This is a genomic window from Microvirga mediterraneensis, assembly GCF_013520865.1.
GTDB lineage: Bacteria > Pseudomonadota > Alphaproteobacteria > Rhizobiales > Beijerinckiaceae > Microvirga > Microvirga mediterraneensis.
On record NZ_JACDXJ010000001.1, the window covers coordinates 3,141,015 to 3,155,000 of the forward strand.

General features: G+C 62.6%; 11 protein-coding genes, 2 tRNA genes and 2 rRNA genes (1 of these 15 cut by a window edge). 12 read left to right on the forward strand and 3 right to left on the reverse strand.

The genetic code is table 11. The annotated features are described in order from the left end of the window. Nucleotides 1-12: 12 nt before the first annotated feature. The 8 genes from H0S73_RS14815 (at nucleotide 13) to H0S73_RS14850 (ending at nucleotide 7,510) form a co-directional block, all read left to right on the forward strand. On the forward strand, nucleotides 13-168 hold the full coding sequence (locus H0S73_RS14815) for a cbb3-type cytochrome c oxidase subunit 3 (RefSeq protein WP_114947708.1): 156 nt from the start codon (nucleotides 13-15) through the stop codon (nucleotides 166-168). Nucleotides 169-172: 4 nt separating this feature from the next. Beyond that, the gene (ccoP, locus tag H0S73_RS14820) at nucleotides 173-1,057 is read left to right on the forward strand and encodes a cytochrome-c oxidase, cbb3-type subunit III (RefSeq protein WP_181052876.1); all 885 of its coding nucleotides are present in this window, start codon (nucleotides 173-175) and stop codon (nucleotides 1,055-1,057) included. 130 nt (nucleotides 1,058-1,187) lie between these two features. Continuing rightward, nucleotides 1,188-2,657 carry a cytochrome c oxidase accessory protein CcoG gene (gene ccoG / locus H0S73_RS14825; protein WP_181052877.1) on the forward strand — a complete coding sequence of 490 codons (1,470 nt, stop codon included), beginning with the start codon at nucleotides 1,188-1,190 and terminating at the stop codon, nucleotides 2,655-2,657. A gap of 10 nt (nucleotides 2,658-2,667) precedes the next feature. Then, entirely contained in the window at nucleotides 2,668-3,165 is a 498-nt protein-coding gene (locus H0S73_RS14830; RefSeq protein WP_181052878.1) for a FixH family protein, read from the forward strand. Between the two features lie 13 nt (nucleotides 3,166-3,178). Continuing rightward, complete coding sequence (locus H0S73_RS14835) at nucleotides 3,179-5,416, forward strand: heavy metal translocating P-type ATPase (protein ID WP_181052879.1); 2,238 nt, start codon at nucleotides 3,179-3,181, stop codon at nucleotides 5,414-5,416. Between the two features lie 3 nt (nucleotides 5,417-5,419). Next, the gene (gene ccoS, locus H0S73_RS14840; RefSeq protein ID WP_181052880.1) at nucleotides 5,420-5,569 is read left to right on the forward strand and encodes a cbb3-type cytochrome oxidase assembly protein CcoS; all 150 of its coding nucleotides are present in this window, start codon (nucleotides 5,420-5,422) and stop codon (nucleotides 5,567-5,569) included. Then, nucleotides 5,566-6,681 (forward strand): hypothetical protein, encoded by a 1,116-nt coding sequence (locus H0S73_RS14845; RefSeq protein ID WP_181052881.1) that lies wholly within the window; start codon nucleotides 5,566-5,568, stop codon nucleotides 6,679-6,681. The genes ccoS and H0S73_RS14845 overlap by 4 nt, the downstream gene beginning before the upstream one ends. A gap of 142 nt (nucleotides 6,682-6,823) precedes the next feature. After that, nucleotides 6,824-7,510, forward strand: coding sequence for a helix-turn-helix domain-containing protein (locus tag H0S73_RS14850; RefSeq protein WP_181052882.1), 687 nt, complete (start codon nucleotides 6,824-6,826; stop codon nucleotides 7,508-7,510). Between the two features lie 132 nt (nucleotides 7,511-7,642). Here H0S73_RS14850 and H0S73_RS14855 read toward each other — a convergent pair whose 3' ends face one another. From H0S73_RS14855 to H0S73_RS14865, 3 genes are all read right to left on the reverse strand, one after another. Beyond that, complete coding sequence (locus tag H0S73_RS14855) at nucleotides 7,643-8,011, reverse strand: response regulator transcription factor (RefSeq protein WP_181052883.1); 369 nt, start codon at nucleotides 8,009-8,011, stop codon at nucleotides 7,643-7,645. A gap of 124 nt (nucleotides 8,012-8,135) precedes the next feature. Then, complete coding sequence (gene fixJ, locus H0S73_RS14860) at nucleotides 8,136-8,747, reverse strand: response regulator FixJ (protein WP_181052884.1); 612 nt, start codon at nucleotides 8,745-8,747, stop codon at nucleotides 8,136-8,138. Further along, complete coding sequence (locus H0S73_RS14865) at nucleotides 8,737-10,272, reverse strand: PAS domain S-box protein (RefSeq protein WP_181052885.1); 1,536 nt, start codon at nucleotides 10,270-10,272, stop codon at nucleotides 8,737-8,739. The genes fixJ and H0S73_RS14865 overlap by 11 nt, the downstream gene beginning before the upstream one ends. Nucleotides 10,273-11,171: 899 nt before the next feature. Here H0S73_RS14865 and H0S73_RS14870 point away from each other — a divergent pair. The 4 genes from H0S73_RS14870 to H0S73_RS14885 all read left to right on the forward strand — a co-directional run. Next, a 16S ribosomal RNA gene (locus H0S73_RS14870) occupies nucleotides 11,172-12,659 on the forward strand. Between the two features lie 170 nt (nucleotides 12,660-12,829). Next, nucleotides 12,830-12,906: transfer RNA gene (locus tag H0S73_RS14875), tRNA-Ile, on the forward strand. A gap of 204 nt (nucleotides 12,907-13,110) precedes the next feature. Further along, a tRNA-Ala gene (locus tag H0S73_RS14880) sits at nucleotides 13,111-13,186 on the forward strand. A 290-nt stretch (nucleotides 13,187-13,476) separates the two neighbouring features. Beyond that, a 23S ribosomal RNA gene (locus H0S73_RS14885) occupies nucleotides 13,477-13,986 on the forward strand; it runs 2,302 nt beyond the window's last position. Together the 16S and 23S rRNA genes with 2 tRNA genes alongside form the textbook arrangement of a ribosomal RNA operon.

The following is a 13,986-nucleotide window of genomic DNA, read 5'->3' on the forward strand; positions in this document are numbered from 1 at the left end:
GGATCGGGAATCATGCCAGCCGCCTATAAATTCTTCGCAGAATTCGCCCAGACCTGGGGGCTCCTCTACTTCGTCGTCGTCTTCCTAGCGATGCTGATCTACGCCCTCGCCCCCTCGCGGAAGGACCGCTTCGACGCGGCCGCCCGCATGCCTCTCCAGGAGGATTGATCCCATGGCCCATGACAAGCACGAACAGGTCGACGCCATTTCGGGCGTCACCACCACCGGGCACAGCTGGGACGATATCCAGGAACTCAACAACCCGCTTCCGCGCTGGTGGCTGTGGACCTTCTATGCCTGTATCGCCTGGGCTATCGCCTATTGCATCGCCTACCCGGCCTGGCCGATGGTCTCGTCCTACACCAAGGGCGTCCTCGGCTGGCAGTCACGGGACGCGGTCGTGGCCGATCTGGAAGCTCTCAAGCAGCAGCGCTCCGGCATGACGGCGAAACTTGCCGGGAGTTCGCTGGAAGAAATCAGGCAGAACCCCGAGATGTTCGCCTTCGCGCGGGCTCAGGGCAAGGCCGCCTTCGGCGACAACTGCGCTCCGTGCCATGGGGCCGGCGGCGCCGGCGCCAAGGGATATCCGAACCTGAACGACGACGACTGGCTCTGGGGCGGTTCCCTCGCTCAGATCGAGCAGACCATCCGCTATGGAGCGCGCTCCACCAGCGACCAGGGGCATTCCGGCGCCATGCCCGCCTTCGGCCGCGACGGGATGCTCAAGCGGGAGGAGATCCTGCAGGCGGCCGATTACGTCCGCTCCCTTTCGGGCCTTCCTACCGACAAAGGAGCCGATCTGGCGGCCGGCGCCAAGGTCTTCGCCGACAATTGCGCCGCCTGCCACGGCGACAAAGGCCTGGGCAACCAGGAACTCGGGGCTCCCAATCTGACCGACCAGATCTGGCTCTTCGGTTCCGACAAGGCGGCGATCGTGGAGGGATTGATGAACGGGCGCGGCGGCGTCATGCCGACATGGCACGGACGCCTGGACGACACGACCATCAAGTCGCTGACGCTCTACGTCCACTCCCTGGGCGGCGACCAGCGGCCCTGAAAGTTCCGAAACCTGCGTGATGAAAGGCCGGGGGGCAACCTCCGGCCTTTGCTTGATATGGATCAAGGCGGTTTGGACGGCCTCATCGTATCCCATCGTCATACCTGATTGAGACGAACCGACGGATTCGATGGCCGACGCCCCTCTCCCCCATTCTCTCGGAGCTTCATCTTCGGCCTCGACCGACGACGCACCGCTCTATGCTCCCCGCAAGCAGATCTATCCTCAGGCCGTGAAGGGACGCTACCGTACGATCAAGTGGATCGTTCTCGCCGTGACGCTCGGCATTTATTACTTTCTGCCATTCATCCGCTGGGATCGTGGCCCCAATGCGCCGGACCAGGCCATCCTGGTCGACCTCGCCAACAGCCGCTTCTATTTCTTCTTCATCGAGATCTGGCCGCAGGAGGTCTATTATATCACCGGCCTGCTCGTGCTGGCGGCCCTCACCCTCTTCCTCATGAACGCGGTCGCCGGCCGCATCTGGTGCGGCTATCTCTGCCCTCAGACGGTCTGGACCGATCTGTTCTACGCGGTGGAGCGCTTCATCGAGGGCGACCGGCGCGAGCGCATGCGCCATGACAAGGAAAAGCTCAGCCTCAAGGTTCTCGGCCGCAAGTCCTTGAAGCACTTCATCTGGATCATGATCGCCTGGTGGACCGGCGGCGCCTGGGTTCTCTACTTCGCCGACGCTCCGACGCTGGTCTATGAGCTGGCGACGTTCCAGGCTCCGTTCGTCGCGTATCTCTGGATCGGCATCCTCACCTTCACGACCTACACCCTCGCCGGCTTCATGCGCGAACAGGTCTGCACCTATATGTGCCCCTGGCCTCGGATCCAAGCCGCGCTGACCGACGAGTACGCGCTCAACGTCACCTATCGCTACGACCGCGGCGAACCGCGCGGTTCGATGAAGAAGAACGAGGCTTTGAAGCTGCAGGGCCTGCCTGCGGGCGACTGCATCGATTGCGATCAGTGCGTCGCCGTGTGCCCCACGGGCGTCGATATCCGCAAGGGCCTGCAACTCGACTGCATTCAGTGTGGCCTGTGCATGGATGCCTGCGACAATGTCATGGCCAAGATCGGTCGTCCGCAGGGACTGATCGCCTACGATACCGACATGAACGTCCAGGCCCGGATTGAGGGCAGGCCGGAGGTGCGCCGCATCGTGCGTCCGCGGACCCTCTTCTATGCCGGCCTCATCGCTCTCGTCGGCTCCGTGATGATCGCCTCGCTCGCGATGCGTCAAAGCCTGTACCTGAGCGTGATGCACGACCGGAACCCGCTCTTCGTGCGCCTCTCGGACGGTTCGATCCGCAACGGTTTCACCATCCGCGTCGCCAACAAGAACCTGGACGAGCGCCGTTACGTGCTCTCTGTGGACGGCCTGCGCGGGGCCAGGATCGACGTGGTCGGCGGAGAAGTGGATCAGCAGGGCCGCTCCGTCGTGACCGTCGGGCCGGATCAGACCCTGGAGGCCCGCGTGCTGGTGACCGACACCGGATCTTCGACGGAAGAATCGACCGTCCTCCGGTTCGTCCTGACCGACCTCGCCAACGGCAATACCGTCAGCACAAGCGATCATTTCAAAGCTCCCTAAGGAACGGTCCATGTCCATGAAAGCAAACGCGGGACGACAGCCCCGCCACCTCACAGGACGCACGGTCCTCCTTTATTTCGTGACGTTCTTCGGCGTCATCTTCGCCGTGAATTTCTACATGGTGCGCGTCGCGATCTCGAGCTTCAGCGGAGTCGAGACGGAGAGCGTCTACAAGGCCGGGCTTTCGTTCAAGAACGATGTCGAAGCGGCCCACGCCCAGGATGCGCTTCATTGGAAGATCGAAGCGGCCCTGCAGCACGGCGAGGCGCCTGGCATCGTCATCACGGCCCGCGACGCCAAGGGGCAGGCGCTCACAGGCCTATCGCCGGAGATCCGCCTCGCCCACCCGACCGACAAGCGCCGCGATGTGCCCTTGGAATTCGTCGAGCTGTCGCCCGGCCGCTTCAGGAACCTCACCCCCATGCCGGAGGGCCAGTGGGATCTCGTCATCGGTTTGAAGCGCGATGCGGAAACCCTCTTCCGCTCTAAGAGCCGCATTGTGCTCTGAGGATCCGTTGGTCATGGCAGAAACCCTCGATCTCTCCATCTACGTCACGCGACAGGGCGATGGAACGGCTCATCTCGACCTCGCCGTCGAGGGCATCGATTGCGCCGCTTGCATCGACGACATCGAGGGTGGTTTGTGCCGACTGCCGGGTATCGTCGATGCCCGGCTCAACTACACGAACCATCGTCTCGCCGTCGAATGGCGCGACGGCGCCATTTCGCCCGCGCAGGTCGTGGAAGAGCTGCGGCAGCTCGGCTACCGGGCCCACCCCTTCTGGGCCAAGCTGATCGAGGAGGAGGAGACGCGCCGTGCCCAATGGCTTCTGAAATGCCTTGCGGTGGCGGGGTTCGCTTCCATGAACATCATGCTGCTGGCGGTTTCGGTCTGGTCCGGGAATGTCACGGACATCACGCCCGAGACCCGGGACTTCTTCCATTGGCTCGCCGCTCTCATCGCCCTCCCGGCGGTCGCCTATGCGGGCCAACCCTTCTTTCAGAGCGCCATGAGCGCCCTTCGCAACCGTCGCACCAACATGGACGTGCCGATCGTCATCGGCATTCTACTTGCGTTGAGCGTATCGGTGTACGAAACGATCAATTCCGCCGAGCATACGTATTTCGACTCGGTTGTGATGCTGCTGTTCTTCCTGCTCTGCGGCCGTTACCTCGATCAGGCCATGCGCCGGAAAACCCGAGCCGTCGCGAGCAATCTGGCCTCGTTCAGGGCCGAGGTCGCGCACAGGATCGAGGACAATGGCGAGGTCGTCCTGGTGCCGACCGCCGCCGTGAACCCCGGCGACCGGGTCCTCGTCCGCCCGGGCGAGCGCATCGCCGTCGATGGTATCGTGCTCTCCGGGGCCTCCGATGTCGATGAGAGCCTCGTCACGGGCGAGACCGCCCATCGTTCGGTCAAGGCTGATTCTCAGGTCTATGCCGGAAGCATGAACCACAACGGCACTCTGACCCTTCAGGTCACCGCAGCCGGCAAGGGGACGCTGCTTGACGAGGTCGAGCGCCTTCTTGAGAATGCAGCCGCGGCGAAATCCCGCTATGTGCAACTGGCGGACCGGGTCGCGAAAATCTACGCGCCGGTCGTGCACACGGCCGCTGCCGTCACGGCCGTCGCATGGATCGCGACCGGGGCCTCCGTTCACGATGCGCTTCTGACGGCCATCGCGGTTCTCATCATCACCTGCCCCTGCGCTCTGGCGCTTGCGGTGCCGGTCGTCCAGGTGGTCGCATCCGGCGCCCTCTTCCGCGCGGGCGTGTTCCTCAATGCGGGCGACGCCTTCGAGCGGCTGGCCAAGGTGGACACGATCGTGTTCGACAAGACCGGGACCCTGACCCTGCCGACCATGAGTGTGATCAATGCGGGTGATGTGGCGCCCGACCTGCTGGAGGCTGCAAGCCGGCTGGCGCTGTCGAGCCGCCATCCCCTCGCCGCCGCCGTAGCGCAGATGGCGCGTGACCGCCGTCCCTATGACGATGTAGCCGAGGAGACCGGCCAGGGCGTCCGTGCCGTCGTGGGCGGCATGGAGATGCGCCTCGGCAGCCCGACCTTCTGCGGCGCTGCGGAGATCGCCGACAAAGCGGCCGTAACCGATCCAGCGGCCTCCGTGATTGCGTTTTCCTGGGGTGAAAAGCGGAGCGTCCTCCTGGTGCGGCAGGCCCTGCGCCCCGATGCGGTCGCCATTGTGCAGAACCTCCGCGAACGCGGCTTCGATTGCCGCATCCTTTCCGGAGACCGGCCCGAAGCCGTGGCGCCGATCGCCGCGACGCTCGGCATCGCCACATGGCGCGGCGGCTGCAAGCCGTCCGACAAGATCGAGGCTCTCGAGGCTCTCAAGGTTGAAGGCTGCAAGGTCCTGATGGTGGGCGACGGGCTGAACGACGCGCCTGCGCTGGCGGCCGCCTATGTGTCGCTCTCACCCATCAGCGCCGCCGATCTCACCCAGGCCCATGCCGATGCCGTCTTCCTGGGCGACCGGTTGAAGCCCGTGCAGGACACGATCGACATTGCGCGCCGGGCCCATCGCCTCATGCGGCAGAACCTGGGAATTGCCCTGGTCTACAACCTCATCGCCGTTCCGCTGGCCTTCCTGGGCTTCGTCACGCCTCTCGTCGCGGCGCTCGCCATGTCGGGTTCATCGACCCTCGTCACGCTCAATGCCCTCCGGGCTCGCGGGCGCAGGTCGGAGCCCCGGCCCGAGACGGCGCAATATCCCATCGTTCCCGTCACGCAAGGAGCCTGAAAGATGGAAGTGCTGATCTATCTCGTTCCCATGGCGCTCCTGCTCGGCCTGTCCGGCCTCGCGGCCTTCATGTGGTCTCTGAAGAACGGCCAATATGACGATGTGCAGGGCGCGGCCGTGCGCGTCCTGTCAGACGACGATATCCGGAAATGACGTCCTCGACGGTGATACCCAGAGCGGGGCATCTGGAGTGCATCTGCGAGCCGGGCGCGCTCGACGACACCGTTGCGGATGTGCGCGGGACAGCGCCCCTTGCGGCTGGCTTCGCCCTCTCCGTCCTCGCCCAGGTCCTGACCCTCAGCATTCTGCCCTTGGCCGGATTGGCGCTTGCGCCGAGCCGGAGCCTCGCAACGCTTCCCTATACGGCCTTCTATGTCGGAGCGGCTCTTGCGAGTCTCCCCGCCTCGCTCCTCCTCGATTCCTTCGGCCGCCGCGCGGCCTTTTCCCTCGGCGCCAGCCTTGGTGCCGCCGGCGGCCTCGTTCTCGTCTGGGCGCTCGTGTCGATGCACTTCAACGCCCTCGTGCTCGGCGGGTTCTGGCTCGGAATCGCATGCGGCTTCAGCCTGTTCTATCGCCACGCCGCCGTGCCGGTCGGCGGCAAGGGAGCCGGTGGCGTCCTGATCGTTTTCGGAGCCGCCACCCTGGCGAGCCTGGCAGCCCCCACGATTTCCGGCATGGCCGAGTCACTGGCCTCGCCATGGACTTTCGCGGGCACGGCCGCCGCTGCCGCCCTCGCGCACGTGGCGTCCCTCTTTGCGACCGCATCTCTGCCCTACCGGCGTCTCAGGAACACGAAATCGAAAGCAGCCGGCTTTCAGGGATGGCGCTCCATCCTCCTTCCGACTGCGGTCGGGGCCCTGGGATGGCTCGCGATGACGGCCTTGATGGGCGCAACCCCCATGGCGGTCATCGGCTGCGCGCCGTCGGAAGCGGTTGTGGGCGCGGTGGCGTGGCATGTCATGGCCATGTATGCCCCGTCGCTGATCCTCGCGTTCTTCCCACGTCTGGCGCTCCCCGCCCCCCTGACGATGTTGGGCTGCATCCTGCTCGCGGCGGGAGCGGCGGCTTTCATGCTCTCCGGGACCGTCGGCGGCTTCTCCGCAGCGGCGGCCCTGGTCGGCTCCGGATGGTCGTTGACCACGCTTGGAACGACGCTCTGGATCCACCGAGCCGGTCCGGTCTCGCAATGGCTTCTGGGCCTGCATGACGCAACCCTGCTGTCGGGGGCGATCCTGGGCACTTTTGCGGCAGGTCTTTTCACTTAGGTTTCGCTGCTCCCGAGCCGTCTCTGGTCGCCCATAAGGCGACCTAAGGAAAACCCCTTAGGTATCAGACCTGAATTTTAGCCCAGCCCCTGCAGCTGTACCCATGAACTGCAACGTCAATTCAAAAGTTCACGAGGGTTCGATGCACACTGCGCTCCTCACCAAAGCCTCTTCTTCGGCCCTTCCTTCCCTTGATCTGAACATCCCGCCGCTGCGCCCCTATGCGGACGCCTCCACGCCCTCCGTCGGCTCCGTCCGGTCCTTCGCCAAGGACGAGGAGATCTTCGGCGAGGGGGACAGGGCCGCTTTCGTCTACAAGGTTCTCTCGGGCGTGGTGCGCACCTCCAAGCTCCTGAGCGACGGACGCCGCCAGATAGACGCCTTTCACCTGACGGGCGACATCTTCGGCATCGAAGCCGGCGAGGAGCACCGGTTCTGCGCCGAGGCCGTCGGTGATTGCATGGTCATCCTCTACCGCCGCACTCATCTCGCCTCTTCGGTCGGCAAGGATGCCCAGCTCGTTCAGGACATGACGACAGGCATGATGCGGTCCCTGGTGCGGGCCCAGAACCACATGCTTCTCCTGGGCCGCAAGTCGGCGGTCGAGAAGATTGCAACCTTTCTTCTCGACATGGCCGAGCGGACCGCCGACGACGACGCGCTGGATCTCCCCATGTCGCGGACGGATATCGCCGACCATCTTGGACTGACGATCGAAACCGTCTCCCGGTCCTTCACGCAGCTCGAGCGGCAGGGCATCATCGAGCTTCCTTCGGCACGCCATGTCGTGCTGGCGAACCGGGCCGCTCTCGAGCGCCTGAACACCTAACTTAAGCTCCTCAAGACCCGAGAGCCGCAACAGCCCTGCCGTTGCCGACGGCAGGGCTGTTGCGTCTTGAAAGCGCCCGACAAGCCGCCGGAACCGAATTGCGCCGCATCCTGAGACCGTTTCTACGGGAACTCAGGCCAGAGCCGCATGGATGCTGTCGAGAAGCTCGCTGTCGTGCAGGGGCTTCTCGAGAACGTTCCGGAAGCCGGATCGGGCCGCGCGAGCATAAAGGTCGTCGCTGACCCGGGACGCAATGAGGATCGCCCGGCAATCGCCCCGGCGCTGGCGCAGCCGGTTGACGAGTTCGATCCCCGTCATGCCCGGCATGTTGTAGTCGATCACGAAGCATCCGTTCTGCGGGAGATCGGCCTCGGACAGGAGCTCGGGGCCGTCCTTGAACAGGCGCACGGTCAGGCCCTCGAGCTCCAGGGCAAACTTCAATGAGTTCCTGACCGCTTCGTCATCGTCTACCACGATGACCGGCCCCAGGGGCTGAGACATCCGAAAAGCCTGCATCATCCTCGATCCCGGCCGAAATATATTCGGCCGGCCAGTCTCGCGGATTATGCACGAACACGGCTCTCGCCCTATTCAGGGATATTCCTTAAGGGGCTTATTCAGGAGACTACCTGGCCTCGATCAGCAAAGCGAGCCGGACGAGTTCCGACAGGCTCTTGGCATGCATCTTGGCCATGACGTTCGCCCGGTAGATTTCCACGGTGCGCGGGCTGATTCCGAGATCGTAGGCGATGACCTTGTTGGCCTTGCCGGCCACGAGCCCGTCGAGAACCTGCTTCTCCCGTTCCGACAGGGCCTCGAACCGGCCCTGGATCTCTGCCACCTGCAGGCCGTGGTGGCTGCTCTTTTCCTGGCGGGCCAGGGCGGATCGGACGGACGCGAGAAACACCTCGTCTCCGAAGGGCTTCTCCAGGAAGTCGACCGCCCCTTCCTTCATGGCCTCGACGGCCATCGGAACATCCGCGTGGCCCGTCATGACGATCACCGGGAGCACGATGCTGCGCGCCTTGAGCCTACGGATCAGTTCGATGCCGTCGATGCCGGGCATGCGCACATCCGTGACGATGCAACCGGCTTCCAGGCCCGGTGCGGCATCGAGGAAGGCGGAGGCGGATTCGTGCAGGCGGACCGGCACTCCCTCCGAGGCGAGCAGAAACGCCAGCGACTTGCGTACCGCCATGTCATCGTCAACCACATGCACGGCAACATCACTCTGCATGGGCCATCTCCTCCCGTCCGACCATCCTCAATGTGAAGCGAAAAGCGGTTCCCTCGCCCTGCTTGGAATCCGCCCAGATCTTCCCGCCATGGGCCTCCACGATCGTACGGCAGATCGACAGGCCGACGCCCATTCCATGTTTCTTGGTGGTCACGAAGGGCTGGAAGAGCTGGGCTGCGACCTCCGGAGCAAGGCCGGGTCCGGTATCCGCGACGCTCAGCTCCACATGCCCCTCATCCACATTGCGGGTTGCGACCCTGAGCTCCCGGCGCTCGGTCTCCTGCATGGCTTCGATGGCGTTCCGGATCAGGTTCAGCAGGACCTGCTGGATCTGAATGCGGTCGGCGAGCACGAAGGGGGCATTCGGATCGAAGTCGAAGACGACCCGGACACCCTGCTCTTTGGCCCCCACGAGAGAGAGAGCGCTTGCTTCCTCGATGAGCTTTGGCAGGTTCTCGATATGGCGCTCGCTCTCGCCGCGGGCGACGAATTCGCGCAGGTGACGGATCACCTGCCCTGCCCGCAGCGCCTGCTCGCCCGCCTCGTTGACCGCATCCCGCAGCATGGGGACCGTGTCGCCCTCCATGCGCTCCAGAATTCTTCGGCATCCTTTGAGGTAATTGGTGATGGCGGTCAGCGGCTGGTTGATCTCGTGAGCGAGGGTCGAGGCCATCTCGCCGAGGGCCGTGAAACGCGACATGTGGACGAGTTCGGATTGCAGTTCCTGCAGGCGGGTCTCCGTCCTTTGCCTCTCGGTCAGGTCGCGAATGAAACCGGTGAAGTAACGGATGCCGCCGGAATGCATCTCGCCCACGGCCAATTCCATCGGAAAGGTCGATCCGTCCTTGCGCTGGCCGACGACCACGCGCCCGACGCCGATGATCCGCCTCTCTCCTGTCGTGCGATAGCGCAGCATGTAGTTGTCATGCTGTTCACGATACGGCGACGGCATGAGGATCTTGACGTTCTCGCCGATCACCTCCTCCGGCTCGAATCCGAAGAGCCGCACGGCTGCCGCGCTGAAGGACTGGATCCGCGCGTCCTCGTCGATGACGACCATGGCGTCAGGAACGGTCTCCAGGATCGACCGCAGGTGAGCCTCCCGTGTCCTCAGCGCCTCTTCGGCCATCACCCATTCGGTGATGTCCCGCGTGATCATGGCGATTCCGCCCGGGCGGCCCTCCCCGTCTTCGACTTGGGCCATCGTGATCTGCGCCATGAACGTGGAACCGTTCTTGCGCGCCCGCAGTCCCTGAGCCTGGTGATGCCTCCTCTCATGAGCCGCCTGGAGGTCAAGCCGAAGAGCCTCCGAGCCCTGCTCCGGCATATAAAGAAGGACAGCGGAATGCCCGATCACCTCGCCGGCGCTCCATCCGTGGATATGCTCCGCTCCGCGGCTCCAACTGGCGATATTCCCGTCCGCGTCCAGGAGAATGAACGCGGTATCGGTCACGGTGTCGATGAGACGCTCGGCATAGCCGTCACGAACGACGGCCTGACCATCTATGGAACCTGACTGCGACACGAAGACCTCTCTGTGACGGACCGAACATAGCAATCGTGCGGCCCGACCCACCAGTGGCTAAACACCACAATGCACCATGATGCAAAATCGATGGTCATCGGAGTGCTATTGGCACGCTTGAAATATCAGCTAAGCGAACTATATCACTTAGGCTTCCTGAATAACGGCATTACGCGACCCCGGACGCAGATTTCATCCGTCGTCCGTCAAATCCCGTTTGCAAAACGGGTTGGAGGGTTTATAGGAGCGCCTCCTTCTGGGGGCTGTTTGCGAGAGCGTGGCCCTGAGGGGGGCTTTTCACCAGGATGGCGGCTGCCGCGGGTCCGGGCCCTGATCGGGGTTCGGGGCGGGGTGCTGCCGGGCGGTGCGGACCGGTCTCGTTCCGGGTCCGGGTCACGAGCGTCGGCGGTTCGAGGGATCGGGCCGGCCCGTTGCTCCTCTGGCGACGATCTTTTCCAGCAACGGCTGGGGTGCTGTCGAGCATTCCGGCACGGTGGCGCAGCAACGGCGACGTTTCTGCGGACGCTGTTGCTTGGCCTTTACTTGGGAGAGGCCCTGCAAAAGCTCTGACGATCGCGACGAAAGCTTGCAAAAACTTTCGTCGGGCGGTTGACAGGGCGGCGGCCGGGGACTAGATCAGACCCATCGGCGGCGGGGTTCGAACGGATCCTTCGCCAGGACCTTTCGGGGTTCGGACCTTCCGGGGTCTATGTTCTTTGACATTGTTGAGAGGGAAGAGAAGCGTAGGCGGCGGTGTCCTTGCGCCGGACCTTTTGGTTCGGGTGAATAGACATCGACCCGTTCTATGCTTTGATTGGTGAGTACACCGCTTCAGGGCGACCTGGAGTGAGATGGACTCTGTCAATTTGCGTAGTGACGACAGTCGAGATCAAATTCTTCAACTTGAGAGTTTGATCCTGGCTCAGAACGAACGCTGGCGGCAGGCTTAACACATGCAAGTCGAACGGGCCCTTCGGGGTCAGTGGCAGACGGGTGAGTAACGCGTGGGAACGTGCCCTTCAGTTTGGAATAACCCAGGGAAACTTGGGCTAATACCGGATACGCCCTTTGGGGGAAAGATTTATCGCTGAAGGATCGGCCCGCGTCTGATTAGCTGGTTGGTGAGGTAATGGCTCACCAAGGCGACGATCAGTAGCTGGTCTGAGAGGATGATCAGCCACATTGGGACTGAGACACGGCCCAAACTCCTACGGGAGGCAGCAGTGGGGAATATTGGACAATGGGCGCAAGCCTGATCCAGCCATGCCGCGTGAGTGATGACGGCCTTAGGGTTGTAAAGCTCTTTCGCACGCGACGATAATGACGGTAGCGTGAGAAGAAGCCCCGGCTAACTTCGTGCCAGCAGCCGCGGTAATACGAAGGGGGCTAGCGTTGTTCGGAATCACTGGGCGTAAAGGGCGCGTAGGCGGCTTTGTAAGTCGGGGGTGAAAGCCTGTGGCTCAACCACAGAATTGCCTTCGATACTGCGAGGCTTGAGACCGGAAGAGGTTAGTGGAACTGCGAGTGTAGAGGTGAAATTCGTAGATATTCGCAAGAACACCAGTGGCGAAGGCGGCTGACTGGTCCGGATCTGACGCTGAGGCGCGAAAGCGTGGGGAGCAAACAGGATTAGATACCCTGGTAGTCCACGCCGTAAACGATGAATGCCAGCCGTTGGCGAGCTTGCTCGTCAGTGGCGCAGCTAACGCTTTAAGCATTCCGCCTGGGGAGTACGGTCGCAAGATTAAAACTCAAAGGAATTGACGGGGGCCCGCACAAGCGGTGGAGCATGTGGTTTAATTCGAAGCAACGCGCAGAACCTTACCAGCCTTTGACATGTCCCGTATGAGGAGTGGAGACACACCTCTTCAGTTCGGCTGGCGGGAACACAGGTGCTGCATGGCTGTCGTCAGCTCGTGTCGTGAGATGTTGGGTTAAGTCCCGCAACGAGCGCAACCCTCGCCCCTAGTTGCCAGCATTTAAGGTGGGCACTCTAGGGGGACTGCCGGTGATAAGCCGCGAGGAAGGTGGGGATGACGTCAAGTCCTCATGGCCCTTACGGGCTGGGCTACACACGTGCTACAATGGCGGTGACAAAGGGCAGCGAACCCGCGAGGGGGAGCTAATCCTCAAAAGCCGTCTCAGTTCGGATTGCACTCTGCAACTCGAGTGCATGAAGGCGGAATCGCTAGTAATCGTGGATCAGAACGCCACGGTGAATACGTTCCCGGGCCTTGTACACACCGCCCGTCACACCATGGGAGTTGGTCTTACCCGACGGCGCTGCGCCAACCGCAAGGAGGCAGGCGACCACGGTAGGGTCAGCGACTGGGGTGAAGTCGTAACAAGGTAGCCGTAGGGGAACCTGCGGCTGGATCACCTCCTTTCTAAGGACGATCTCTTATGAGAAGGCTTCTCGCCTGCTCTATCGGATCGCTTGGAACAAAGAGCTTCAGTCAGAAGCTCATTCTGCGGGACGCTGCCGTCTTCGCTTCTCTTCTCAATTCCGGAACACATCGGTCGGGGTTGGCGCGGATGCCGCGCCTTGCTTCGATTGGGGCCTGTAGCTCAGGTGGTTAGAGCGCACCCCTGATAAGGGTGAGGTCGGACGTTCGAGTCGTCCCAGGCCCACCATTTTGGGGAAGCCTCAAGCGCCGGCAGGGACGTCCGTCCCTTTGGCTGTCCGCCGAAACGTCGGCGGCGCCCGGTCGGGCTTGCGACGCTCGCGCGTCGGTCCTGGCGCCAGCTCTTGCGAAGGCCGACCGGCCGCCGCGCCCCATGGCGCGGGAAGCCAAGAAAGCGGACGCTTTCGCCGGCGTCTGAGGCCAAAGCCAAAACGGGGCCTTAGCTCAGCTGGGAGAGCGGTAGCTTTGCAAGCTTCAGGTCGTCGGTTCGATCCCGACAGGCTCCACCATTTTTTGTGTTCTGGAAGTCCATAGGCCATGACCTTGTTCATGGCCGTGGATCGTCAAAGGAATTCGTGCCCTCCCCTTGGGGGTGAGCGGCGCGGATGTTTGAAATCGTAAAGAGGCAGCATCTTCGACCAGCGGACGACCTAGTTCCGCGCACCAGCCCCGGCCCGCAGCCGGGAGCGTCGGAGATGCTTGGCAAGCAAAATCGTCTTCAACGTTTGACGCGTTGAAGACAGGTCTTTCTTGAAGATCCGTGTTCGGCTTTTGCCGGGCGGACATGGATCATGAGAGTAATCAAGTGTCGTAAGAGCATCTGGTGGATGCCTTGGCGCTGAGAGGCGATGAAGGACGTGGTACGCTGCGATAAGCCTTGGGGAGCTGCGAACGAGCTTTGATCCAAGGATCTCCGAATGGGGAAACCCCCCTTCGACCCTTTGTATTGTCAGGGCAGGAGCGATCCTGTTCTGGCACTACGGAGGGTCAGATGAAGGGATTAGATCCTGAATACATAGGGGTTTAAGGCGAACCCGGGGAACTGAAACATCTAAGTACCCGGAGGAAAGGACATCAAACGAGACTCCGTTAGTAGTGGCGAGCGAACGCGGACCAGGCCAATGCCGACCTGATCTTCACCGGAACTGTTTGGAAAAGCAGGCACCAACGGGTGATAGCCCCGTACGGATAAGGGTGATGGTTGGATATGAGTAGGGCGGGACACGTGAAATCCTGTCTGAACATGGGGGGACCACCCTCCAAGCCTAAGTACTCCTCAGCGACCGATAGTGAACCAGTACCGTGAGGG

Bases quoted from the DNA above. Each gene is read 5' to 3' on its own strand.
- H0S73_RS14850 (WP_181052882.1), top strand. From the start codon at position 6,824: ATGCACACTGCGCTCCTCACCAAAGCCTCTTCTTCGGCCCTTCCTTCC.
- ccoG (WP_181052877.1), top strand. From the start codon at position 1,188: ATGGCCGACGCCCCTCTCCCCCATTCTCTCGGAGCTTCATCTTCGGCC.
- H0S73_RS14835 (WP_181052879.1), top strand. From the start codon at position 3,179: ATGGCAGAAACCCTCGATCTCTCCATCTACGTCACGCGACAGGGCGAT.
- ccoP (WP_181052876.1), top strand. From the start codon at position 173: ATGGCCCATGACAAGCACGAACAGGTCGACGCCATTTCGGGCGTCACC.
- fixJ (WP_181052884.1), bottom strand. From the start codon at position 8,747: ATGCAGAGTGATGTTGCCGTGCATGTGGTTGACGATGACATGGCGGTA.
- H0S73_RS14815 (WP_114947708.1), top strand. From the start codon at position 13: ATGCCAGCCGCCTATAAATTCTTCGCAGAATTCGCCCAGACCTGGGGG.
- ccoS (WP_181052880.1), top strand. From the start codon at position 5,420: ATGGAAGTGCTGATCTATCTCGTTCCCATGGCGCTCCTGCTCGGCCTG.
- H0S73_RS14855 (WP_181052883.1), bottom strand. From the start codon at position 8,011: ATGTCTCAGCCCCTGGGGCCGGTCATCGTGGTAGACGATGACGAAGCG.
- H0S73_RS14845 (WP_181052881.1), top strand. From the start codon at position 5,566: ATGACGTCCTCGACGGTGATACCCAGAGCGGGGCATCTGGAGTGCATC.
- H0S73_RS14830 (WP_181052878.1), top strand. From the start codon at position 2,668: ATGTCCATGAAAGCAAACGCGGGACGACAGCCCCGCCACCTCACAGGA.